The following is a 23,519-nucleotide window of genomic DNA, read 5'->3' on the forward strand; positions in this document are numbered from 1 at the left end:
ACGGTAGTCAGTCCTGTTTGCGAGCCAGTTTAAACATCATCTCGGGCGCAACGCGCTTGACCCACAGGGCGGCCATTTCCTTGCCCTTGCCGACAGGAATCTCCCGTTTGCCCTTCGCCAGTGCGGCAACAATCATGTCGGCACATTCGGTCACGTCCATGCCGCCGATGATGTTGTCATCCTCTTTGCCGAAGGCCGAGCCGTCTGCGGCCAGCGCATTGCGGGCAATGTCCGTGCGAATGAATCCGGGCACGATGGTGGATACCTGGATGCCCTCATCCTCCACTTCCGCCCGCAACGCGTCGAAGAACCCCATCACCGCATGCTTGGCGGCGCAGTAGCCAGTACGCAGTGGCACGCCAACCTTGCCGGCAACACTGGCGGTCACGGCAAGGTGGCCGGACTGGCGTTCCAGCATATGGGGGAGGACCGCCTTGGTCAGTGCGATCTGTCCCATCACATCCACATCCAGCAACTTCTGGTAGACGGAAAGATCGGTGTCCTTGCACAGTGAACGCTGAGAGAGACCGGCATTGTTGATCAAAAGGTCGATCTGGCCAAACTGCGTGATGACGTTATCGGCAGCCAGCGGAAGTGAGGGCAGGTCGGTGACATCCAGGGGCAATACCAGCATGTTCTCCGGGGCTGCACCGGCGTCAATACAGCGCTGGCTGACCCGCTCCAGTTCTGCCTGGCGGCGGGCCGAAAGCACAACTTTTGCATTTTTGCGGGCAAACCTTACGGCCAGTGCCTCGCCGATGCCCGATGAGGCACCGGTTATCCAGACCACTCTGTTGGTAAACATGGGCTCACTCCGGTTGTTGTTGAATGGCAGTGATCTTAGCGCCCCGGGCTGGTCAGCGTCATGTTATTCAGTGACAGAATGCGTCTCCGGTCGCAGGCAGTTAAGGATATGGTGCCAGACTTCGTCAGCGTTGGTTTCGTTCACCAGCTCGTGGCGGGCTCCCTCAAATAGCCGTTCGGAGGCGACCTTTACACCGGCAGCCCGCAGGTTGGTCACGTGCCGGCTGAAACCCCGCCCCATCTCTCCGACCGGGTCACAGCTCCCCGCCAACAGGTGCACCGGAAGGTCCTTTCGCCATACTCTCGGGTTGATGTCCAGCATGCCGCCGATAAAATCGGACCAGAGGCCGGCCGTGCAGGAAAAGCCGCACAGCGGGTCCTTCAGGTAGCGGTCCACCTGTTGTGGGTCACGGCTCAGCCAGTCGTGGCTGGTGCGGTTGGGGACAAAGGCCTTGTTGAAGGTGCCGAAGGTCATGTTATCGATCAGCCGGCTACGATGCCGTTTTCCGCGCAGTGCCTTTATGGACCTTACCAGTACCAGAGAAGCCCGTAGTTTCGGTTTGTCGACGCGATTGGTGGCGCAGAGGATCAGGTTGTCGATCTGGTCGCCGTATTTCTGGGTGAACGCCTGGGCAATAAACGAGCCCATGCTGTGCCCGAACAGCGTAAGTGGAAGGTCGGGATACTGTTTCCTGGCATGGACAACCACCTGTTGCAGGTCGTCGACCACCTTCTGCCAGCCCCGTTTATCGGCATAGTGGCCAAGATCGGCATCAGGGCAGTGCGGCCCATGGCCACGGTGCTGGACGGCAATCACAGCCACCTGATGCTGGTTCAGCCACTGGGCGAGTGGCTGATAGCGGGCGGCATGTTCGGCCATACCGTGGGCAATCACGAGGACGGCCGTCGGGGTTTGCGGAGCCCAGGACAGTAATGGAATCCGGTGGTGATCGGGGCTGTTGATGAAGCTTTCCTGCAGGTCCATGTTGGTTGGGTCCGGGCGTGGTTGTTGTGGTTTACCGGAGTCTAGCGGGAAATTACTCTTCGTTCCTGTCCCATTCCGGTGGTTTCCACAGGTGCTTCAAACGGGACAGCGGCGAGCCAGGTCTGGCCATGGCCCGGAACAGGTCCACGTATTCGTGGGTCCACAGTACCAGCAGGTTGTTGGAGCGCACCGGTCGGGTAATGCCGTATTCCGGCGGGGCCTGTTCATCCTCCGCCACGAAGGTGCCGAACAGCCGGTCCCAGATGATCAGTGTACCGCCATAGTTGCGGTCGATATAGCCGGGGTTGCGGCCATGGTGGACCCGGTGGTGGCTGGGGGTATTGAACACCCCTTCCAACCAGGGAGGCAGTTTGCCGATAACGGTGGTGTGGATAAAGAACTGGTAGACCAACGACAGCGCGTAGGCAATGCCGATCCACACCGGGTTGAACCCGATCAACGCCAGGGGCACGTAGAACAGCCACATGCCGTTGAAAATGTTGGTGGCGTTCTGGCGCATGGCGGTGGAGAAATTCATGCGTTCCGAGGAATGGTGCACCACATGGGCGGCCCAGAACCAGCGTACACGATGGCTGGAGCGGTGCATCCAGTAGAAGCAGAAGTCCACTCCCAGGAACGTCAGGAAACCTGTTGCCCAATTCAGTTCCAGGTCCAGGATCCGGTGGTGGTAGAGGAACGCATAAACGGGAAAGGCAATCAGGCCGGCGAACAGCAGTTCGGTGAACTGGTATCCGGCCCCCAGGGCAAAGTTGCGTATGGCTTCCGGCACATTCATCCGCGTGGGGTCATGGTGAATGCGGAGGTATTCCCAGAGGGTCACTGCAATAAACACCGGTGTGGCCACCACGAAGATCAGTTGGCGTTCATCCAGGGCCAGCCGGGGAGCCAGGGCGTTCCAGAGTGGCAACAGCCCGCTGCCTTCAAGAACTGCCATCATCATGTCCATCAAAGCCATGGTCTAACCGTATTGTGGTTGTTGGTGTGCGTATATTTTGCTCCGATGGGCAGTGAAAAAATTGACAATTAACGCCACAGTATTGATTATCGACGCCAATGACAGTGGAGGCTTAGTAAGTGATAAAGAGTGAACAGTGGCCAGGGTAATGCGGGTAACCGGTGCCTGGACCGGGTTGTTGTCCGACTGGCTGGACCGGGAGGGGCTGGATGCGGGCCCGTTACGGATGGCGCTGGCGCGTTGGTCTGCCCAGGACAGCGTGCCGGTACCGGTGTGGCGGGATCTGCTGGCGCAAGGGATGGCACTGGTTCCAGGCCGTGTGGCCCCGGAGCTGGAGGTTGGCGCCTGTGTCCTCCCGGCCCATGTGGGTGTGTTGGGTTATCTGGTGCTGGCGTCCGATACCCTCGGTGAAGCCATGCTGGCCTATCAGCGATACGAAACCCTGTTCTACGGCGCCAGCCTTGCGGAGATCGAGGTTGTCGGCGACCAGGCCGAGATGCGCTGGCCACCCTCGGACAACGAACTGGGCCAACAGGCGGATGGAACAGCGATAGCAGCATTGGTGACCTTCATGCGGCGCCAGATCGACCAGCCACCTCCACCTTCGGCGGTGAGTTTCCTGGAGCACGCTGATGCGAAATCCGCGAGGGCGTATGAAGCCTTCTTCGGCTGCCCGGTCACCTGGAACGACAGCCACGTACGGGTGCGTTTTCCGCTGCATTGCCTCAGCCTGCCCATGCCCAGGAGAGACCCGACGTTGCGGGAGCTGCTGGACCGGCAGGCCCGGGCATTGTTGCGGGCATTGCCTGAAAGTTCAGGAGAGGGCTCCGGTACCGACCGCCAGTTGCAACAGGTGTTACTGAAGCTGCTTTCTGACGGCGAACCCACGCTCAAGCGTGCGGCCAGCGCCATGCACATGTCACCGCGCACACTGCAGCGGCGGCTGACCCGGCACCGGCTAAGCTGGCAACAGTGGCTGGACCGCAGCCGCGAGCAACTGGCCCGGCAGTACCTCGAGGATCCATCACTGACACTGACCGACATTGCACTTTTGCTGGGCTTCTCCGAGCAGAGTGCCTTTACCCGGGCCTATCGCCGCTGGACCGGCAATTCTCCCGGCAGGGAGCGGCGCCAATGGCTCAGCGATTAGTGGCGTAGATCTTCGCCAGCGGCTGGATCTGCGGCTGCCACTGCTCCAGCCAGACCTGGATATCCTTGGGAATTTTCGCCGGCTTGGGCCAGGGTACCGGGTACTGTTCCGGCTGGAACATGGGGGCGAACAGCGCAGCGGCGGCGAGGTCGGCACGGGAAAAGCTGTCACCGGCAAGAAAGGGCTTTTGCTGGTAGGCGTCGGCCAGTTCGGTGAGATAGGCTTCCATGGTTTCCCGCGATCGCTCCGCCGTCTTCTCATTGATCTTCATCCACTTGCGCATAATCTCGTCCACGCGGCTGAAGGCCAGTTTCAGCAGAATCCGATTGTAGAAGGGGGTGCCCGCTGCCAGCATGGGGACAACCACCTTGGGGCGCTTCAGGAAGTGGTGGTAAGAGTAACAACGCACCGCCGGGCCGGCCTCGTCGTCCAGTCGTTGCTCCCAGGCCAAGGCTGTTTCACGGGCTTGCGGGTCGGCCGGTGTCAGCGGGTTCTCGGGAAACGTATCGTCCAGGTAGTCGATGATCGCTTTCGATCCCTGGGTCCGGTGGCCGTCGTGGTCCAGCACCGGCACCGACGAGTCCTTACCGGTCAGTTTGCGGATGGTGTTGACGTGCTGGCCGGGCAGAAGGCTGATGGCCTCGTAGCTCAGCCCTTTGTAATCCAGCGCCCAGCGAACCTTTTCGCAGTAATGTGAAATTGCAAACTGGTAGAGTTTTATCGCCATGACGTAGGGTGCTCCCGGGAGTTTTTATGGCCTAAGCGTAATGCTTTAACGTGGGAAATGGTAACGGCTCTGCTTTAAAATCGGCGGGCGACACAACAATTTTTGAAAACGGAATCACATGGAATGAGGAACAGACAATGAAAGGAATCGCTGCATTACTTCCGCTGACGCTGGCAGTCATTGGGCTGCTGGCTGGCTGCGCGTCCACCGCCGACGACAGCAATAACGAAAATCAGGCTGCTGGTACCGCCGCCTGCGATCTGAAGCTGCCCCTGTGTTTTGCTCCAGGTGATGTTAAAAAGCCGTTTGTCGCCAGGGGGAACGAGCCGTTCTGGCGGGTGATCCTGGAGCCGGGACAACTGGTGCTGGAGCGGATGGACGAGGAGACGGTTGCCCTGCGCTATGAGGTGACAGAGCGAAGCGCCACGGCACGCACGTTTGAGGCCGAAGGCGATGGCATCCGGGTATCACTCAAGGCCGCGGCCCAGCTTTGCCGCGATTCCATGAGTGGCATGCCCTATCCACGCCAGGTGCGCCTGTCCATAAACGGCGAGGAATTTCGGGGCTGCGGGGGTGATCCCGAGCAGTTACTTCGGGGGACGGAATGGGTCGTTGAAGACATCGGTGGCCGCGGCATTATCGACAGTTCCCGGGTTACTCTGAACTTCCAGGAAGATAATCGCGTGGCGGGGCGTGCTTCCTGCAATCAATTCAGCGGTGGTTGGAACCTGACCGGTGAAGGCATCGGGTTTACCCGGATGGCGTCCACAAAGAAAGCCTGTGCACCGGCGCTGATGAACCAGGAAAATCGGTTCCTGTCACTACTGGGAGAGGTTCAGCGCTTCGATATTGGCAGGCGCGGTGAACTGGTGTTGAGTACAGGTGACGGGCGCCTGATCAGGGCGTTTCAGGCCACGGACTGAGCCCGTAATTGTCCAGAATCTCCTGGACCCGGCCACTGGCTAAAAGTTGTCGGGTCCCTTTCGAAAGCAGTTCTGCCAGTTCTGCTGCATCTTCCCGTTCCGGGGAAAATGCCACAAACGCTTCACTTTCGCTGATCAGCCCCGCCTGACGGGGCGGGTTTATGGCGCCATTGCTATTGCTGGCCCACCAGGCCATTACGTAGACATCTTCGACAAAAATGTCGGTACGGTCCTGGTCCAGCAGATAGATCGCACGATCCAGTGGGGAAGGGCCGGAGATCACCCAGATCCTGTCCTGATTGGCCTGGTGTTCTTCAATGTAACGATCCAGTTCACTGGTGTAGGAGTAACCGTTGATCACCAGCAGCTTCTGGTTGGCCAGGGAGTCCAGTCCGTTGTAGGTCCAGCGATTATCCGGGTGGGTGAACAGAGCAATGATGGAACGCCCCTGGGGTGTATCCGGGAACACGAAATCCGGAGCATCGGTGATGAATGCACCGACAACGGCGTCCAGTTGGCCTTCCCTTGTCATCTGAAGTGCCCTGGCCCAGCTTATGTTGACGTACTCCACGGTGTAGCCGGCCTCACCCAGGACCTCGCGGGCTATATCCACCATGTACCCCTCGTGATCGCTTCCCGCTTCACAGTTGTGGGGGCACCAGGGGTCGGCGGCAATAATAATCGTTCGTGGCTGTGTGGTATCGCTGGAAACAGCGTCAGAAAGGTCCTGATCGGCGGAAACCTCCGGAGCACTGGCTGACGGTGCACTGTCGTTATCAGGAGGGGAGCAGCCGTACAGCAGAAGTACGGCAACGAACGCTAATGCCAATCTGGGCATGATCATTGTCTTGGGCACCGCGAAGCTACGGCGACCCTTTAATCATAGTCGCTAATCAACAGCGCTGTCATCCAACTGTCACCCGTCGTTCCGGCAGACATTATTCAGTAGCGACTACGGGTCTCACCTTCCGCGGACTCGATCGGTACTAGTGCTTTGACGAGCTCCTTCATGTCGAGGACGCCCACCTGCTTGCCTTTCCTGACTACCCGGTAGGTGAGGTTGGTGTCACCCTCCGACCGTGCGATGACCGATTCGAGGTTGTCTCGGTCCGAAATGTCTCCGGCGCAGTCGGTGGGAGGCTCGGTGGTTTTCTTCATCACGGAATGAGCCCTGAGAACACGGGCGCGGTTGATGTCGCTGATGAAGTCGGTGATGTATGGATCATTGGGATGCATCAGAATTTCCTGGGGCTCACCCTGTTGGACGATATGCCCCTCCTTGAGGATAACCAGGTGATCCGCCAGCTTCAGTGCCTCGTCCAGGTCATGGGTGATGAACACGACGGTTTTCTTGAGTTCGTCCTGCAGTTCCAACAGCAGATCCTGCATGTCGGAGCGAATTAGCGGGTCCAGTGCCGAGAAGGCCTCATCCATCAGCATAACGGGGGAGTTTGATGCCAGCGCCCGGGCGATACCCACGCGCTGTTGCATGCCACCTGAAAGCTGATGTGGATATTGGTTTTCATTGCCTTCCAGACCCACCCGGGCAAGCCATTTCTTTGCTTCTCCCTCAAAGTCCTGCACTGTGTAGCCCCGAACCAGCAGAGCCATGCCGGCGTTTTCCAGCACGGTCTTGTGGGGGAGCAGGGCAAACTTCTGGAAGACCATCGACATATGTTCCCGGCGTAAGTTTCTCAATCTGTTTTCGTCGTAATCGAGAACGTTTTTGCCGTCTACCTTGATTTCGCCGGCCGTGGGTTCAATCAACCGGTTGAGGTGACGAATGAGGGTGGACTTGCCGGAACCGGACAGTCCCATTATGACGGTGATTTCGCCTTCATGAATGTCCACGTTGATATCCTGGAGGCCAAGCACATGGTTGTGCTTTTCCAGCAGCTCCGCTTTCCCCATGCCCCTGCGCACATACGCGAGGGCAACGTCGGGGATGGGGCCGAAAATCTTGTAGAGGTTCCGGATGGAAATCTTGATATCCCGGTCCACAATTTGCTCCCTTACTGTTTCTGTGAGGCGTTGATACGCGCCAGTGAGGCCTTGGTTACCCGGTCAAGGATCACCGCCAGAATTACGATGCCAAGGCCGGCAACCAGCCCGACACCCAGCTCCAGGTTGCGGATGCCCTGGAGTACCAGAACCCCGAGCCCCGGTGCTGATACCAGGGAGGCGATGACAACCATGGCCAGGCTCATCATGATGGTCTGGTTCACCCCGGCCATGATGTTGGGTAGTGCCAGGGGGATCTGGACCTTGAAGAGCTTTTGTTGGCTGGTCATGCCAAAGGCGTCAGCGGCCTCGATCACGTCCTTGTCCACCAGACGGATGCCCAGATTGGTAAGGCGGATTACCGGAACGATGGCGTAGAGGATGATGGCAATACCGTACAGTTTGGACTCGGTTACGCTGAACAGGAAAATCAGCGGGATCAAATACACAAAGGGTGGCAGTGTCTGCAGCATGTCGAGCACGGGAATGGTCAGGCGTTGCATCATGTCGCTGCGGGACATGGCTATACCGATGGGCACGCCAAACAGCACGCAGATGAAGGCGCAGACAAAGATGATTGACAGCGTCTCCATTGCGTATCGGTAGTAGTCGATGAAGGCCAGCAGAAACAGGCTTCCCGCGACAAAACCGACCAGTTTCCAGGACTTTGTGACAAAGAAAACCACGGCGAGCAACAGTGGTATGACAATCCACCAGGGAGCATTCAGCATGCCGTAGAGAGTGCCGTCCAAAGCCCAGCTAAGAGGCTGGGTCAAAGGATCCAGAACAACGCTCAAACTGTCTTTTATGGACAGGAAGCCCTCTTCAAGACCCTTTGTCAGATCCCGGGATTGCGGAAAAGCCGCGCAGGATTCGTTGAGTGCGTCCATGGAGGGAAAAGGGGTATCCCAGAGAGATTCGGGTTCGCCGCCCGTTCCCTTGGTTCTCTGCAATAGCGACTCCATCGACATGGGCGCGTCACTTTGGCCTTCTGCGCACCAATCTGTCAGCCCCAGTGATGAAAATATGAAATCGTAGGTGGCCATGGGTGGTCGGTTCCCCGTCGCATTCAAGTGGTTGAAGCTCGTTCGAGTTCTCCGGTATCGGAGCTGACAGGGCCGGGATGCCCGACCTTGTCAGGGTAGGTAGGAGGTTAATCTCCCAATACTGTAGCCAGGCGTTCTTTGGCTGAGTCGTTCAGCCAGGTTGACCACTCGTCGCTGTTATTATTCAAGAAATACACCGCCGCTTCTTCTGCAGAGGCGTTATTGGAATCCATCCAGGCCAACAGTTGGCTCATGGTGGACGTCTTGAATGTCATGTGGCTGAGCATCTCTGCCACTTCCGGCTCACGCTCTTTGAAGTCGGTGGTCACGGATGTGAGGATCGTGGCCGCCGGGAACTCCGAAACGCCCGGATTTTCCACATTCTGTGTCTGGTTGCGGGTGTGGACCTCAGGCTTGTACTCACCCAGGTCAACGCGGGTCATGTCGTACTTGCCAAGCGGCACTGTCGGTCCCCAGTAGTAGCCGAACCAGGGCTCTTTCGACTGAACCGCCGAAGCCATGGACGAGGCCAGGGTCTCACCGGAACCATGGTTGAACACTTCAATGCCGGAGCTTTCCAGATCGAGAGCGTCGATCAGGTTGTCACTGACTACGCGGCATCCCCATCCACTCGGACAATTGTTAAAGCGGCTTCCCACCAGCTCGGGATTTTCCATGACCCCTTCGATGGTGGTCAACTCCGGGTGCTTCTCGGCCAGGTAAGTCGGAATCCACCAGCCTTCAACACCGCCCGGATCCAGTACTTCGGCCACGCGCTCGATCTTGCCCTGTTCTTCCAGTTCCAGGTAAGCCTCGCCGGCAGAGTTGAGCCACAGTTCGGTCACGATATCCGGTTCACCGTTTTCGGCAACGGACGTCACGGCCGGAACTGTATCGGAAGGAACGACCGTTACATCGCATCCATAACCCTGTTCCATGAGGAACTTGGCGACGCCGGTCACGACGGCGTTGGAAGCCCAGCCCATCTCGGTGATTGAGACTTCACCGCAGTCGGCCTGGGCAAGTGCAGGAACGGACATCGCGCAAAGCAGCGCGACTGGCGTTAGCTTTCGCATGATTGGTTCTCCTTATGGGTTTTGGAAATACGCGGAAAAAGATCCGCTGGAGTGGTCCGGAAGACCTCTCGAGAAGTGAAAACGCCTTGTTGATACTGCGCATTCAAAGGGCAAGACAAATGCGTTGACCTCGGCTACTACGTATATTCAAGAGTAACGCCCTGAGCGTGAGTTACAAGCCATTCATGTAAAAATGTCGCCAAGAAATGTATATGCTTTTCTGCATTTCCGCTCCCACTGTCAACGAACTGAAGCAATTCAGCGGTAGTTTGAAGGGTTGTCTGAGACCGGAGAACTCCATGACTGAATTGCGCGAACTGACCCCCCATTCTGCCGTGCCGGCCGAACAGTCCCGGCGGGACAGCCGTCAACGGCACCTGCTTCGAACCTTTCTGCCGGAGATGGTTCGCCTGGAACGTCTGCTGGCGGAAGCCCCGGGGCAGGTTTCCGTGGATACGCTTGCGCGGGTTGCGCTGAAAGAAATAGACCTGCCGATCTACCGGGTCGATCTGGGTAGCGACTCGCCTGACGCACCAGTGGTTTTACTGGTGGGTGGCGTACATGGGCTCGAACGCATCGGGAGTGAGGTGGTGATGGCCTGGCTACGCAACCTGCTGGCCCGTATTTCGTGGGACGGGCACCTTCAGGCTTTGCTGAAGAAGGTTCGGGTTACCCTGTTGCCGATACTCAACCCGGGCGGCATGTACCTGAATCAGCGCAGCAATCCCAACGGGGTCGATCTGATGCGCAACGCACCCATCACAGCCCAGGACCGCAGTGCCTTCCTGCTGGGCGGGCAGCGATTCTCTCCACGCCTGCCTTGGTTCATTGGCGATCCGGAACAGGGCATGGAAGCGGAGAACCAGGCACTGGAGTCGGTGATCTCGGAACTGTTGCCTGGCCGGCCCTTCAGTGTTGCGCTGGACTGTCATTCAGGCTTTGGCTGGCAGGACCAGATCTGGTTTCCCTATGCTTATCGCCGCCGCCCCATGCGGCGGATTGCGTCGGTGATGGCTCTGAAACTGATTTGGGAACAGGCATGGCCGGAGCACAATTATCGCTTCGAGCCCCAGTCCCGCCACTATCTGACCCACGGTGATCTGTGGGATTATTTTTACAAAAGAATAAACCGCAGTGGTGAGGGAGCGTTCATTCCCCTTACACTGGAGCTGGGCTCCTGGCGCTGGATCAAGAAACGCCCGCGACAGCTGCTGCGTCTGGATGGCTTTTTCAATCCGCTGGTTCCACACCGACATCGCAGGGTGCTGCGAAGCCACCTGACCTTTATCGATTTCCTGGTCAGCGCCGCCGCAAATCACGAAAACTGGTTGCCGCGAGCGGATGAGGAGTCCATGCTCAGAGAAGCCGCCATCGCCCATTGGTACAGGGACCATCACTGACGATGCATTGGATTCTGTTACGAGGACTGACCCGGGAACAGTCTCACTGGGGAGCATTTCCCCGCATGCTGGAAGAGGCCTTTCCGGGCCATCGGTTTCACCTGGTTGACCTCCCTGGAACGGGAGTGCATTACAAGGACCCCAGCCCTGACAATATTGCGGCCATCCGCGACAAGGTCCGCCACAGCGTAAGCCATATTCCGGCACCTTACAGCCTGTTGGGGTTGTCCATGGGGGGCATGGTGGCCCTGGACTGGTCCCAGCATGCGCCTGAGGGTGAAATCCAGAACCTGGTGCTGATCAACACCAGTTCCGGGTTCAGCCCACCCTGGCGCAGGATGAGGCCGGGTGCCTGGCCCCGCATTGCGCGCCTGCTGGCCCGTCGTGAACTGTTTGATCGCGAGGCGGATATCCTGCGGCTGACCTGTAACCGGCCGGTCAGCCTCGACACCACGAAACACTGGTACAGCATTCAGCGCCAGCGGCCGGTCGGCATTGGCAATGCCTACGCCCAATTGAAATCGGCCGCATCCTTCAAGCCCCTGCCTCAGCGGCCACTGCCGGATGCGCTCCTGTTGGCGAGCCGGGGCGACCGGATTGTACACTGGACCTGCAGCGAAGTGCTTGAGCAACGCTGGCAATGGACGCTGAAAGTCCATCCCTCAGCCGGCCATGACCTGCCTCTGGACGACCCGGAGTGGATTATCCACCAGATAAAAAACTGGTTACCCGAGTGATTGCGGTTGCTTGACGCAACCGTTGTTCCGCGTCAGTCTTCTATACGATTTACGACCGTCCACCCATGATGATGTATGGAGCCAATAACAATGAGAATTCTCGAAACCAAAACCGCCCCGAATCCCCGCCGGGTTCGCATGTTCATGTCCGAAAAGGGCTTGCTGGACAAAGCCGAGTTTGTCGAGATTGACCTCCAGAAAGGCGAGAACCTGACTCCGGAATACGCCGCCAAAAACCCCATGAAAAAAGTGCCGGTGATGGAGCTGGATGACGGCACCTGCATCTCCGAAACCATGGCCATTTGCCGCTATTTCGAGGAAAGCTATCCGGACGCGCCCACGCTGCTGGGAGATACACCACTCGAGAAGGCCCAGGTAGAGCAATGGCTGCGCTGGATCGAATTTTCCTTTTTCCTGCCCACCGGCATGTGTTTCCAGCATACCAGCGGCTACTTCAAGGACCGCATGAATCCGATCAAGGAGTGGGGCGAGGAATGCCGTACCACCGTGGAAAAATTCATGCACTTCCTCAACAAGCATCTGGAGGGCAGGGAATACATCTGTTGCGATCGGTTTACCGCAGCCGATATCAACGCCTTTACTACGGTGGCCTTTGCGCGCGTGGTGGACATCCGCATCAAGCCGGAACAATCTATCCTCCAGGCCTGGTACGATCGCATCAAGCAACGCCCATCCGCCCAGGTATGAGCCAATGACACAACCGACCCAACTGGCCTGTGCCCTGGAAAAAATCGATGCCGCCAACCGGGCCGACCCCAATATCGAGGAGGTCAACGGGCAGCTCTTGCCCAAGGAGTATGCCTACAGCCAGCACATGACGCGCTGGCTGTTCGAGCTCGAGTCGCAACCCTCGGAGCGCATGCAGATTGCCTGCCGGGCCCAGCACATAGAGCGCTGGACCATACCCCGCAGCGATTTTCCGGAAGGCCGTAAGGCCTATTATGAATGGCGCCAGGCCTGTGGCCGGATGCATGGTCGCCGGGCGGCGGAGATCATGGCGGAGTGCGGTTACCCGCAAGAAGAGTGTGAGCGGGTCGAAACCGTCCTCACCAAGCGGGAGTTGCGTAAGGACGAGGATACCCAGTTATTGGAAGATGTGGCCTGTATGGTGTTCCTGGAGCGCTATTTTGCGGAGTTCTATGAACAGAAGGCCGACTACGACCGGGAAAAATGGCTGCGCATTGTTCGCCGTACCTGGGGCAAGATGTCTCCGCGGGGGCATGAGGCTGCCCTGAAGTTGGCTGAAGGCATGCCGGCGCACTTGCTGGCGTTGTTGCAGGAGGCTCTAGCCTCGGATTGATGGGTGCTCAAGTGAGCGGACACGTCGGGCCAAAATACGCTGTGAATACTTCCCTGTACGCTCGGCTCCGCCATCCATGGCTCCGCACGATTTTGGCCCGACGTGTCCGCTCACTTGGTCCGGCTTTGAGAGTTAGCTATCTAAAAAAACATCTCCCGCAGTTTCATTCCAGGATCTTCGGATCTCATAAAGGATTCGCCAACGAGAAAGCCATAGATGCCGCAGTCGGTCATGGTCTCCACATCGGCCCGGGTCATGATGCCGCTTTCGGTAATGGTTAGCCGCTCTGAGGAAATTCGCTCGTGCAGGTCGAAGGTGGTGTCCAGCGAGACATCAAAGGTGTGCAGGTTGCGGTTGTTGATACCCACTAGCGGCGTAGACAGGGTGAGGGCGTCGTCGAGTTCCTCGCCATCGTGCACTTCCACCAGAACGTCCAACCCGATTTCATGGGCTATGCCTTCCAGTTCCTGCATCTGGTCCCTGGTCAGGCAGGCGGCGATCAGCAGGATGCAGTCGGCGCCAATGGCCCGGCTTTCGTAGACCTGATACGGCGCTACCATGAAGTCCTTGCGGATCACCGGCAGGCTACAGGCGTTGCGGGCGGCTCTCAGGAAGTCCTCATGGCCCTGGAAGAAGTCCTTGTCAGTGAGCACTGACAGGCAGGCGGCACCGCCTTTCTCGTAGCTTTCGGCGATAGCTTCAGGAACAAACGGATCGCGGAGAATGCCTTTGCTGGGGGAAGCTTTTTTTATCTCGGCAATGACCGCTGGCGTCCGTTGTTCGACGCGATGGCGTAAGGCGTCCGCAAAACCCCGTGCTGGCGGCTGGTCGCCAGCCATGGCTTTCAGGTCGCCAATAGAAATCTTGCGCTTGCGTTCATCAATTTCCTCCCACTTCCGGTCAACGATTTTCCTCAGAATGGTAGGAGTCTTATCCAAATGTCTGTCAGTCATATCAAGCCCGTAAAAAGTGTGCGAGAGCCGGTGGGGAGGCCCTTCCAAAACTGTCGTCAGCCATGGATGGCTGACGTCAAGCCCTACAGGGATGTATTCACGGGCGTGTTTTGGAAGGGCCTCCCCACCGGATCGTCCGGCTGCAACGCTGGCAGGCCGGTATTAGAAGCACTGCGAAAAGTCAGCCAACTCAGACATCTTGCCGGCGGCAAGGCCGGAGCCCATGGCGTCCAGTGCCATCTCTACGCCCTCAGCCGGTGTCTTCGCCAGGCCCGCCACATAAATAGCCGCGCCGGCATTCAGGGCGATCAGGTCACGGGCCTTTTCGGCCATTTCGTCGTGACCACGGCCGAAGGCGGCGCGGATCAGTTTCAGTGAATCCTCGGCAGTATCCACGGTCAGTCCGACCAGAGCCTGGCTCTTGATGCCCAGATCTTCCGGGGTGATGTCGTACTCGGTGACCTCGCCGTTTTTCAGCTCAGCCACGTGCGTGGAGCTGGCCAGGCTGATCTCGTCCAGGCCGTCTTTGGAATGCACAACCATGATATGTTCGGCGCCCAGGCGGTACAGAACCTCCGCCATAGGGCGGCACAGTTCCTTGGTGAACACACCGATCAACTGGCGCTTGACACTGGCCGGGTTGGTCATGGGGCCGAGGATGTTGAAGATCGTACGGCAACCCAGTTCCTTGCGCGGGCCGATGGCGTGTTTCATGGCGCCATGATGGGCCGGTGCGAACATGAAGCCCACACCGATCTGTTCCACGCAGCGGGCAACTTCCTCGGGAGCCATCTGCAGGTTGATGCCCAGCTTCTCGAGCAGATCGGCGCTGCCACTTTTGGAGGACACAGCGCGGTTGCCATGTTTGGCGACAAAACCGCCCGCCGCTGCCACCACAAACGAGGCGGCGGTGGATACGTTAAACAGGTTGGCCCCGTCGCCACCAGTGCCGACGATGTCCACCAGTGGCTCGGCGTTGACCGTTACCCCGGTTGCCAACTCGCGCATGACTTCGGTGGCACCGGTGATCTCGTCGATGGTCTCACTCTTCAGGCGCAGGCCCATCAGAAAAGCTCCGATCTGCGCATCGGTGGCTTCGCCCTTCATGACGATGCGCATAACGTCCTTCATTTCCTCGGTGGACAGGTCCAGGTTCGAGGCAATGCGGTTGAGTGCTTCTTTCATGTCCATTCGTGGGCCCCTTGGGTTGGTCTGCTTCTTGTCTTCTGTGTTTGTGTCTAGCTTAGCAAGTTCTTGTCGGGTGTAGGGTCTGTTGTTGGGTCGGCCCTCTAGCTAGGGTGTTTGGTCGATGGCTGGGGTGGCCACTTCCCAAAAGCGCCTCAAGACATCCTTGTGCGGCTCGGGCTCCGCCATCCATGGCTCCGCACGTTTTGTGAAGTGGCCACCCCAGCCATCTCCTTTTAAGCCTCGGTGAGGGCTTATCCAGTGCTTGGCACCCCAGAGCTCATTTTCGCTTTTCCAGCTCCGCGTGGAGAACACGCTGGAACAGCCTGCCAAGAGGGCAGTGAGGGGGAGAGGGTTCCCAAAACCGTGCGGAGCCATGGATGGCGGAGCCCGAGCCGTACAGGGACGTCTTGAGGCGTGTTTGGGGAACCCTCTCCCCCTCACTGCCCGGAATCAGAACCAGGCCCCAGAGGCCACCCAACAAAACTAACTCCGCAGAAAGTTCCGCAACAACTCGTGCCCCTGCTCAGTCATAATAGACTCTGGATGGAACTGTACGCCTTCGATGGGCAACGTCTTGTGCCGAACGCCCATGATTTCCTCAACAGAGCCGTCATCATTCCGGGTCCAGGCAGTCACCTCCAGACAATCCGGCAGCGTTTCCTTGTCGATCACCAGGCTATGGTAGCGGGTCGCCTTCAGCGGATTGCTCAGACCACGGAACACGCCTTCGTCCTTGTGAAACACTGGTGACACCTTGCCATGCATTACACGCCCGGCGCGGATGACATCGCCGCCGTACACCTGCCCGATGGCCTGGTGCCCCAGGCATACGCCCAGGATGGGCAGCTTGCCGGCAAAATGGCGGATGGCGGCCATGGAAATGCCCGCTTCGTTGGGCGTACAAGGCCCAGGGGAGATTACCAGGCGCTCCGGCTTCAGGGCCTCGATTTCCTCTACCGTGATTTCGTCGTTGCGGTACACATGAACATCCGCACCCAGCTCCGCCAGGTATTGCACCACGTTGTAGGTGAAGGAATCGTAGTTATCGATCATCAGCAACATAATCTTATCCTCCGCCTCAGTGGTCGAAATCGTTGTAGGTCATGGCGACAGCGCGGAAGATCGCGCGGCCCTTGTTCATGGTTTCCTTCCACTCGAGGCGGGGCACCGAGTCCGCCACCACGCCGGCACCGGCCTGGATGTGCAGGGTGTTGTCCTTGATCACGGCCGTGCGGATGGCAATGGCGGTGTCCATGTTGCCGTTGAACGACAGGTAGCCCACGGCGCCGCCGTAGACACCCCGTTTCACCGGCTCCAGCTCGTCGATGATTTCCATGGCGCGGATCTTGGGGGCGCCGCTCAGGGTGCCGGCGGGCAGGGTGGCCCGCAAGACATCCAGGCAACTCGTGTTCTCCTTCAGGCGACCGGTCACGTTGGAGACAATGTGCATGACGTGGGAGTAGCGCTCCACGATCATCTTGTCGGTCAGTTTCACGGTACCGGTTTCCGATACCCGGCCGGCGTCGTTGCGGCCCAGGTCGATCAGCATCAGGTGCTCGGCAATCTCCTTGGGGTCCGCCAGCAGTTCGGCTTCCAGGGCCCTGTCCTCGGCATCGGTGGCGCCGCGTTTGCGGGTGCCGGCGATGGGCCGCACGGTGACTTCCTCGTCTTCCACCCGTGCCAGGATTTCCGGTGACGAGCCGACAATATGGAAGTCGTCCAGGTCCAGGAAATACATGTAGGGGGAAGGGTTCAGCACCCGCAGTGAACGGTACAGGTTCAGGGGTGGTGCCTCGAACGGGATGGACATGCGCTGGGAGATGACGGTCTGCATCACGTCACCATCCAGCACGTATTCCTTGATCCTGCCCACGGCTGCTTCGAATTTTTCCTGGTTGAAGCCGGAGATGAAGTCGCTCTCGTCCACCGTCTTGCCGCGCAGGTGCTCCGGGGTGCGGGGCGCGTTGGCGGTTTGCCGGTGCAGGCGCGATTCCAGGTCATCGATGCGTTGCAGTGCTTCCTCGTAGGCGCCCTCCCGGTTGGGATCGGCGTGAACGATCAGGTGCAGTTTGCCGCGCAGGTTGTCGAACACCACCACTTCATCAGACACCATCAGCAGAATGTCGGGCGTGCCGATCTTGTCCGGGGGACAGCTCCTGCGCAGACGCTTTTCAATGTAGCGCACGGTGTCGTAGCCGAAATAGCCCACCAGGCCACCGTTGAAGCGGGGCAGGTCGTCCAGGTCCGGCGCGTTGAAGCGGGCCTGGTATTCTTCGACAAACGTAAGCGGATCGTCCGCCGTGGTTTCCTCTACCACCTTACCGTCGCGGGTGATGGTGATGTTGTGGTCGTAAACCTTGAGAATTTCACGGCTGGGCAGGCCGATGATGGAGTAGCGGCCCCATTTTTCGCCGCCCTGGACGGACTCGAACAGGTAGGAATAGGGGCCACTGGCCAGCTTGAAATAGGTGCTCAGGGGCGTGTCCAGGTCGGCGAGGACTTCGCGATAGACGGGGATACGATTAAAGCCGGCCTTGGCGAGCTCGGCGAATTGCTCGGGTGTCATGGTAACGATTCCTGAAATCTGATCTGTATGGTGGACTTTCGGGCGGCATTCAGCCGATGCGCCATCGCCACCATCGTGTTGCGCGGGTTGTCAGTATGCCCTGCGCTGTAATCAGACTCAGTCCCTGCACGGCAGGAATCTCCCGAATTGAAGGTTTCAAATCAATATCCTGTGAGATTACAAAAGCTGGGCCAGGGAATCAACAACTGCGTCCGCTCCCAGCGAATCCACCGGTGCGCCGTAATTGTAGCCGTAGCGTACCGCCACCGACGGTATGCCTGCAGCCAGGGCGGCGCTGATGTCGGTGACCGAGTCCCCCACCATCACCGTGGTGCCCCGGGTGCCGCCGAGTTCTGTCATGGCGTGGATCAACGGTTGCGGGTCCGGCTTGCGTACCGGAAGGGTGTCACCGCCGATGCTGATATCGAACCAGTGCTCGATGCCCATCTGCTCCAACAGCGGCGCCACGAACTGTTCCGGCTTGTTGGTGACAATGCCCATGCGGCAGCCATAATCCGCCAGCCTGGCCAGGCACTCTTCGACACCGTCAAAGAGTACCGAGTGTTGGCCGTTTAGGTTTTCATAGGCGTGGTAGAACATGGCCATGGCATCGTTGAACAGGGCGTCGTCCTTTGGGCTGGCTGGCTCCCAGTCCGCCTGGCCTGCCAGGGAGCGGCGAACCAGCACACTGGCGCCATTGCCCACCCACTGGCGCACATTGTCGATGCCGGCTTTACGGCGCCCCAATTGTTCCAGCATGGCGTCGATGGCCGCCGCCAGGTCGGGGGCGCTGTCTACCAGGGTGCCGTCCAGGTCGAACAGGGCAACCCCCGGCCAGCGCTGGCTGAACAGGCCCGCCAGACTCATTGGTTCAGGCCTTTTCGGGCCATTTCCAGTTCTGCTCGCATCCTGTCGATGGTGGCCTTGTAGTCGTCGGTGTTGAAGATGGCGGAGCCGGCTACAAAGGTGTCGGCACCGGCTTCGGCGATCTCGCGGATGTTGTCGGTTTTCACGCCACCGTCGATTTCCAGGCGAATATTGCGGCCACTGGCATCAATGCGTTTGCGGGCTTCACGCAGCTTGTCGAGGGTGCCGGGAATGAATTTCTGGCCGCCAAAACCGGGGTTCACGGACATCAGCAGGATCATGTCCAGCTTGTCCATTACATGGTCGATGTAGTGCAGCGGAGTGGCCGGGTTGAACACCAGGCCGGCCTTGCAGCCGCCTTCGCGAATCAGTTGCAGGGAGCGGTCAATGTGGTTCGACGCTTCCGGGTGGAAGGTGATGTAGCTGGCGCCGGCATCGATAAACATGCGGATCAGGTCGTCCACCGGGGATACCATCAAGTGCACGTCGATGGGTGCGGTAACGCCGTGCTTGCGTAAGGCTTCGCAGACCATGGGGCCGATGGTGAGGTTGGGTACGTAGTGGTTGTCCATCACGTCGAAATGGACAATGTCGGCGCCTGCGGCCAGTACATTATCGACTTCCTCGCCCAGTCGGGCAAAATCGGCAGACAGGATGGACGGGGCAATCTGGTAAGGGTTCATGACGGCTCTCTTGAACGTATTGATAATGGTCTCGATGATGGCGCGTACAGCGGTTCCCTCTACAAAAGGCTGCTGGGCCGCAAAAACTGCTAGTCTACCAGCTTGATGGTGATTTTTCGCACGGAAAGAGTGACAGCCTGTGAGCAAATGGTTTGAAAAACCGGTGATGCGTTTCCTGGTAATCCTGGCCAGCATGGCGGTTTTCGGGCTCTCGTCCGCATTGGCGCAGGCGCCGGAAGACGCGCGGGACAAAAACGCGGAAACGGCTGGCCAGGAAAGTGAAAAGCCTGCCGCGGCGGCCGTTGAAAGGGCGATGATATCAACCGGCCTTGATTCGGGGTCGATTGCCAGAAACTGGCCAGAGGCGGCCGTGTGGCTGGAGCCACCGGAAGAGGACCGGGTACTGGCCCTGTTTGAGCCGGAAGCCAGTACGCCGGCGAAAGGAGCTCTGCTGGTCCTTGCCAATGAGGGGCAGTCTCCGGCGTCGGGGCTGGCCCGCGCTCTGCGCCAGCCCATGGCGCGGGATGGCTGGGCAGTAATGACACTGGGGCTGGAGGCGCCGCCCTATGCGATCCAGCAAGCGCGAAGGCTACAGGCACGTGCCATTCCGGAAGAGGCGGAGTTGCCTGGGTCGCAAGCCGAAGAAACCGGCAACGAGCCTGCGGACGAGAGCGAGTCAGTGATGATTGATGTGATGGACAGCGTGGATGTGGAGGAGCTGGCGAACCAGTATCGAACCCGGGTCCAGAAATCCCTGGCAGTGGCGGTCAGCAATCTGGTCGATCGTGGCTATGGCCGGATAGCGGTCGCCGGCATCGGCCGGGCGGCGGGCCACGTGACGCGGATGGCCGCTGCAACGGGTAGCGGCGATGTGTCGGCGTTGATCTGGATTGCGCCGGAATTCGACCAGGGTGATTCAAGGGCTCTGGCTGAATGGCTTGCCGGGGCTGGAACACTGAAGGTGCTGGAGTTGCACAGTTCTCGCCGGCCGCCGGAATCTGGCGGCACCGGTACCCGGTCACCACGACAGCGCGAGGCTGCATTGAAGCGCGCCGAGGTTGCGGGTTATTCCCGGCAGCCGGTAGCAATGTCCTCGCAGCCGGAGCCCCGAGAGGCGCCAGCCCTGGCTAATCGCATCTCGGCCTGGCTTGAGCCCGACCGTTAGGAGGGCTTAGCCACCCACGGCACTGGATGACCCGATAACCACACCGCCACAACTGATGGCATCGCCAGTCAGTGCTGCCGGTTTGCCTTCGATCATCACCGTCGGGCTGCCTGCGACAATGGCACGGGGATGCGGGGGATGCTTGGGTTTGGAATGCATGGCGAGCTGGTCGCCGAGCCGGGCGACGGGTTTGCCGTCCAGCAGTACGGTGGCGCTGCCGGTAATCACCGGGGTAGGAGGAAAACCGTTGTGGTCGGTTCCGATGTCTCCGAGGAGGACGAGTTTCTTGCCCATGGGAATGCTCCTTTTCAGTGGGTCTTGCAGGCCGCTGGTCCTTGAGCCTGCTTTTGAATCGTGTCTGCGGAGTCTAGCAAGCTTGACTCCGAATTCAAAACGTTGGATTCAAACCGAAAGGCGCTGGCTGATCAGTTCCCACGCTTGCTGGTATCTCAGCAGCCGGTCCTTGGCCCGGGCCAGTTCAGCGGGGCTTAGCTTCTGCTGCGCCAGTTTGTCGGGATGGCACTCCGATACTTTCTTGCGATAGGCCCGCTTGATAACCTCCCGGCTGTCGCGTCGGGTAACACCGAGGAGCTGACAGGCCTGCTCGAAGGTGGAGGGTCGGGGCTGGCTTTCCGGTTCGGTGATCCAGACCTTGCAGGCGTAGCTTTCAAGAATGTCATCGCTGACACGGATCGGCAGGCCCATCTGGTCGATGGCGTCTTCGCAGCGATAGCGTCTGGGTTTTTCGGGGCGACCCTGCAACTGCGCCGCATGGCAAAGGCAGATAGCAACACGCAGCGCGGGGGAAGGCCAGAGCCTGTGGGTCAGCTTCAATCCCAGGGCTTTCAGGGCGGGGATGCGCTCGGCGGACTTGCCCTTACGGAAGCTGCCAATGGCCTTGCGGCGCTGGCGACCGGACAGTTTCAGCGCCTTCATCAGGGTTTCAGCAAAACCGATGTCTTTTTCCGTCACCCGGCCTTCCGACTTGGCAATGTAGCCCAGGAAAAAGAACAGGCTCCGGCGGCACCAGCGCGGCAGCCGGGTTCTTACCAATAGCTCATTTGCCTGGTGGCCGCAGGCCGACAGTTCCCCGAGCAGTTCGCTGAATTCGGCCTCCATGCGTGCGGGAAGGCTGTTGTCCCTGGAATCAGAAGTCATGGCTCAACCCCTCGTCCCTGAGCTTCCGATCCAGCTCCCGAAGCCGTTCCGGAGTACCGATGTCCATCCAGGCGCCGGTGTGGTGCAGGCCTCTCACGCGTTTCCGGGACATAGCCTTACGCAGGATGGGGGCCAGTTTCCGGGCGCCCGGTACCAACCCTTCAAACAGGTTGCGATTAAGCAGGCTGATACCGGTAAAGGTCAACATATCCGGCCCACCTTCGGTCACCGTGCCGTCCGGGTGCAGGCAGAAATCGCCAGCCGGATGGTGTTCCGGGTTCCCGGTCATTACCAGCAGGGCGTCGGCATTGTCGGGCGGGGTCAGTTGTGCCGGATTGAAGTCGCACCAGATATCGCCGTTGATCACCACGAACCAGTCATCGCCGGCGCGAGTCAGCAGGGGAAGGGCGTGCACTATGCCGCCCGCGGTTTCCAGCGGTTCGTTTTCCCGTGAGTACTCGATGGACAGTCCGAAGGCGTCGCCATTGCCCAGTTCCTCCTCAATCTGCTTGCCCAGCCAGGCGTGGTTGATCACCAGTTGCCGGAAACCGGCTGCCTTCAGCCGTTCCAGGTGGTGCACGATCAGCGGCTTGCCGCCGGCGGGAAGGAGCGGCTTCGGGGTTGTCAGTGTCAGCGGCCGCATGCGCTCGCCCTTGCCGGCCGCGAGGATCATGGCTTTCACTGGCCGGATGTCTCCACTGGGCCTATCTGTTCTTCTATGGCGGGCACTACGGTGTCGGTCAGCCACTCATGGAAGTGGCGCAGGGCGGCCTGTCTGCTGCTGGCCTCCACCAGGTAGCCGACCGTGCGGGGAACGTCCTTCAGGAACCCGGTCTTTCCGTCCCGGATCGCCAGCCTGGCAAAGATGCCCGCTGCTTTCAGGTGGCGTTGCATGCCCATGAGTTCCAGCCATTGGCGGAAGGTATCCCGGTCCGACTTGTGCAGGCCGGCTTCGGCACTGAGTACCCGGAAGTGCTCGGCCCACTGGCTGATGCGTGCCTCGGGCCAGCGGATGTAGCAGTCTTTAAGCAGTGACACCAGGTCATAGGTGATCGGGCCGCGCACGGCATCCTGGAAGTCGATCACACCGGGCCTGTCGGTGCCGGGGCGCACCAGCAGGTTGCGGGAGTGGTAGTCGCGGTGTACCGCCACGTCCGGCTGTGCGAGGGCGCTTTCCCGCAGGAAAGCAAATGTGGTGTCCAGCAGTGCGCGTTCGCCGTTGGAAAGGGCCAGCCCCAGTTTCCGGGTCAGCAGCCAGTCGGGAAACAGGGCCATTTCGCGATCCAGGAGGGCGGTGTCGTAGGCTGGCAGCGGATAATCCGAAGTGTCCCCCGCCTGCTGTATGCGCACCAGCTCGTCCATGGCCGCGCCGTACAGTTGGTCAGCATTGCTTTGATTGAGCGCGCCGAGCATCAGGGTGTCACCGAAGTCTTCCAGCAACAGGAACCCCCGGGTCAGATCCTCATGGACAACATCCGGCACGGCGATATCCAGGCTGCGCCAGTGATGGGCAATGGCCACAAAAGGCTGACAGTCTTCGTGCTCCGGAGGTGCGTCCATCACAATGTAGGGCTGTGAACCGGTACCATGCGGATCACCGCTGACGCGGAAATAACGGCGAAAGCTTGCGTCCCCGGATACCGGCTCGGGTGTTGCCTGGTCAAAACCGGGAAGGTCTCTGACCCACTGGGTGAGCATTGTCAGGCGGGTATCCATGGGATTGGCTGGTTTCCTGGCTCAGAATTTATAGGTGTCTTGGCTGAAATGAACCTGCGGGCTCATGGCCGAAAGTT

At 59.3% G+C, this 23,519-nt stretch carries 25 protein-coding genes; 7 read left to right on the forward strand and 18 right to left on the reverse strand.

The window, feature by feature from the left end; translation table 11 throughout:
- Positions 1–7: 7 nt before the first annotated feature.
- The 3 genes from NLU14_RS03810 to NLU14_RS03820 form a co-directional block, all read right to left on the reverse strand.
- Positions 8–805 carry an SDR family oxidoreductase gene (locus NLU14_RS03810; RefSeq protein WP_275704846.1) on the reverse strand — a complete coding sequence of 266 codons (798 nt, stop codon included), beginning with the start codon at positions 803–805 and terminating at the stop codon, positions 8–10.
- Positions 806–868: 63 nt separating this feature from the next.
- Positions 869–1,789 (reverse strand): alpha/beta fold hydrolase, encoded by a 921-nt coding sequence (locus tag NLU14_RS03815; RefSeq protein ID WP_275704847.1) that lies wholly within the window; start codon positions 1,787–1,789, stop codon positions 869–871.
- Positions 1,790–1,841: 52 nt separating this feature from the next.
- A complete protein-coding gene (locus tag NLU14_RS03820; protein WP_275704848.1) occupies positions 1,842–2,765 on the reverse strand; it encodes a sterol desaturase family protein in 924 nt (307 codons plus the stop codon).
- Between the two features lie 136 nt (positions 2,766–2,901).
- Between NLU14_RS03820 and NLU14_RS03825 the strand changes: the two genes are divergently transcribed.
- Positions 2,902–3,915: an AraC family transcriptional regulator gene (locus NLU14_RS03825; protein ID WP_275704849.1), complete on the forward strand. Its 1,014-nt coding sequence runs from the start codon at positions 2,902–2,904 to the stop codon at positions 3,913–3,915.
- On the opposite strand, the gene NLU14_RS03830 is transcribed toward NLU14_RS03825, so the two are convergent.
- Positions 3,905–4,642 carry a glutathione S-transferase family protein gene (locus NLU14_RS03830; protein ID WP_275704850.1) on the reverse strand — a complete coding sequence of 246 codons (738 nt, stop codon included), beginning with the start codon at positions 4,640–4,642 and terminating at the stop codon, positions 3,905–3,907. The two genes, NLU14_RS03825 and NLU14_RS03830, sit on opposite strands and share 11 nt — an antisense overlap.
- Before the next feature lie 137 nt (positions 4,643–4,779).
- Here NLU14_RS03830 and NLU14_RS03835 point away from each other — a divergent pair, with 137 nt between their 5' ends.
- Positions 4,780–5,565 (forward strand): META domain-containing protein, encoded by a 786-nt coding sequence (locus NLU14_RS03835; RefSeq protein ID WP_275704851.1) that lies wholly within the window; start codon positions 4,780–4,782, stop codon positions 5,563–5,565.
- Here the strand turns inward: NLU14_RS03835 and NLU14_RS03840 are convergent.
- The 4 genes from NLU14_RS03840 to NLU14_RS03855 form a co-directional block, all read right to left on the reverse strand.
- Entirely contained in the window at positions 5,540–6,403 is an 864-nt protein-coding gene (locus tag NLU14_RS03840) for a substrate-binding periplasmic protein (protein WP_275704852.1), read from the reverse strand. The two genes, NLU14_RS03835 and NLU14_RS03840, sit on opposite strands and share 26 nt — an antisense overlap.
- A 104-nt stretch (positions 6,404–6,507) precedes the next feature.
- Entirely contained in the window at positions 6,508–7,566 is a 1,059-nt protein-coding gene (locus NLU14_RS03845; RefSeq protein ID WP_275704853.1) for a quaternary amine ABC transporter ATP-binding protein, read from the reverse strand.
- Positions 7,567–7,577: 11 nt separating this feature from the next.
- Positions 7,578–8,612 carry an ABC transporter permease gene (locus tag NLU14_RS03850; RefSeq protein ID WP_275704854.1) on the reverse strand — a complete coding sequence of 345 codons (1,035 nt, stop codon included), beginning with the start codon at positions 8,610–8,612 and terminating at the stop codon, positions 7,578–7,580.
- 107 nt (positions 8,613–8,719) lie between these two features.
- On the reverse strand, positions 8,720–9,688 hold the full coding sequence (locus NLU14_RS03855; RefSeq protein ID WP_275704855.1) for an ABC transporter substrate-binding protein: 969 nt from the start codon (positions 9,686–9,688) through the stop codon (positions 8,720–8,722).
- 299 nt (positions 9,689–9,987) lie between these two features.
- On the opposite strand from NLU14_RS03855, the gene NLU14_RS03860 reads away from it, so the two are divergent.
- The 4 genes from NLU14_RS03860 (at position 9,988) to NLU14_RS03875 (ending at position 13,146) form a co-directional block, all read left to right on the forward strand.
- The gene (locus tag NLU14_RS03860) at positions 9,988–11,088 is read left to right on the forward strand and encodes a M14 family zinc carboxypeptidase (protein ID WP_275704856.1); all 1,101 of its coding nucleotides are present in this window, start codon (positions 9,988–9,990) and stop codon (positions 11,086–11,088) included.
- 2 nt (positions 11,089–11,090) lie between these two features.
- Positions 11,091–11,825 (forward strand): alpha/beta fold hydrolase, encoded by a 735-nt coding sequence (locus NLU14_RS03865; protein ID WP_275704857.1) that lies wholly within the window; start codon positions 11,091–11,093, stop codon positions 11,823–11,825.
- 90 nt (positions 11,826–11,915) lie between these two features.
- Positions 11,916–12,533, forward strand: coding sequence for a glutathione S-transferase family protein (locus tag NLU14_RS03870; protein ID WP_275704858.1), 618 nt, complete (start codon positions 11,916–11,918; stop codon positions 12,531–12,533).
- 4 nt (positions 12,534–12,537) lie between these two features.
- Complete coding sequence (locus NLU14_RS03875) at positions 12,538–13,146, forward strand: DUF4202 domain-containing protein (protein ID WP_275704859.1); 609 nt, start codon at positions 12,538–12,540, stop codon at positions 13,144–13,146.
- Between the two features lie 140 nt (positions 13,147–13,286).
- On the opposite strand, the gene trpC is transcribed toward NLU14_RS03875, so the two are convergent.
- The 6 genes from trpC to rpe form a co-directional block, all read right to left on the reverse strand.
- Positions 13,287–14,099 (reverse strand): indole-3-glycerol phosphate synthase TrpC, encoded by an 813-nt coding sequence (gene trpC, locus NLU14_RS03880; protein WP_275704860.1) that lies wholly within the window; start codon positions 14,097–14,099, stop codon positions 13,287–13,289.
- A gap of 162 nt (positions 14,100–14,261) precedes the next feature.
- Entirely contained in the window at positions 14,262–15,290 is a 1,029-nt protein-coding gene (gene trpD / locus NLU14_RS03885; RefSeq protein ID WP_275704861.1) for an anthranilate phosphoribosyltransferase, read from the reverse strand.
- Positions 15,291–15,770: 480 nt separating this feature from the next.
- Positions 15,771–16,349: an aminodeoxychorismate/anthranilate synthase component II gene (locus NLU14_RS03890; RefSeq protein ID WP_275704862.1), complete on the reverse strand. Its 579-nt coding sequence runs from the start codon at positions 16,347–16,349 to the stop codon at positions 15,771–15,773.
- A gap of 16 nt (positions 16,350–16,365) precedes the next feature.
- Positions 16,366–17,853, reverse strand: coding sequence for an anthranilate synthase component I (gene trpE / locus NLU14_RS03895; protein WP_275704863.1), 1,488 nt, complete (start codon positions 17,851–17,853; stop codon positions 16,366–16,368).
- Positions 17,854–18,030: 177 nt separating this feature from the next.
- On the reverse strand, positions 18,031–18,720 hold the full coding sequence (locus NLU14_RS03900; protein WP_275704864.1) for a phosphoglycolate phosphatase: 690 nt from the start codon (positions 18,718–18,720) through the stop codon (positions 18,031–18,033).
- Complete coding sequence (rpe, locus tag NLU14_RS03905) at positions 18,717–19,403, reverse strand: ribulose-phosphate 3-epimerase (protein WP_275704865.1); 687 nt, start codon at positions 19,401–19,403, stop codon at positions 18,717–18,719. The genes NLU14_RS03900 and rpe overlap by 4 nt, the downstream gene beginning before the upstream one ends.
- Positions 19,404–19,542: 139 nt before the next feature.
- Here rpe and NLU14_RS03910 point away from each other — a divergent pair, with 139 nt between their 5' ends.
- Positions 19,543–20,568: a DUF3530 family protein gene (locus tag NLU14_RS03910; RefSeq protein ID WP_275704866.1), complete on the forward strand. Its 1,026-nt coding sequence runs from the start codon at positions 19,543–19,545 to the stop codon at positions 20,566–20,568.
- Positions 20,569–20,574: 6 nt separating this feature from the next.
- Here NLU14_RS03910 and NLU14_RS03915 read toward each other — a convergent pair whose 3' ends face one another.
- From NLU14_RS03915 to NLU14_RS03930, 4 genes are all read right to left on the reverse strand, one after another.
- Positions 20,575–20,862, reverse strand: a complete 288-nt coding sequence (locus tag NLU14_RS03915) for a type VI secretion system PAAR protein (protein WP_275704868.1) — start codon at positions 20,860–20,862, stop codon at positions 20,575–20,577.
- A 108-nt stretch (positions 20,863–20,970) separates the two neighbouring features.
- Positions 20,971–21,726, reverse strand: a complete 756-nt coding sequence (locus NLU14_RS03920; RefSeq protein ID WP_275704869.1) for a DnaJ domain-containing protein — start codon at positions 21,724–21,726, stop codon at positions 20,971–20,973.
- Positions 21,716–22,408, reverse strand: a complete 693-nt coding sequence (murU, locus tag NLU14_RS03925) for an N-acetylmuramate alpha-1-phosphate uridylyltransferase MurU (RefSeq protein ID WP_275704871.1) — start codon at positions 22,406–22,408, stop codon at positions 21,716–21,718. Before murU ends, NLU14_RS03920 begins: the two co-directional genes overlap by 11 nt.
- Positions 22,405–23,442, reverse strand: coding sequence for an aminoglycoside phosphotransferase family protein (locus NLU14_RS03930; protein WP_275704872.1), 1,038 nt, complete (start codon positions 23,440–23,442; stop codon positions 22,405–22,407). Before NLU14_RS03930 ends, murU begins: the two co-directional genes overlap by 4 nt.
- Positions 23,443–23,519: the final 77 nt, after the last annotated feature.

Origin of the sequence: Marinobacter iranensis (assembly GCF_029207565.1) — a bacterium.
GTDB classification, from domain to species: domain Bacteria; phylum Pseudomonadota; class Gammaproteobacteria; order Pseudomonadales; family Oleiphilaceae; genus Marinobacter; species Marinobacter iranensis.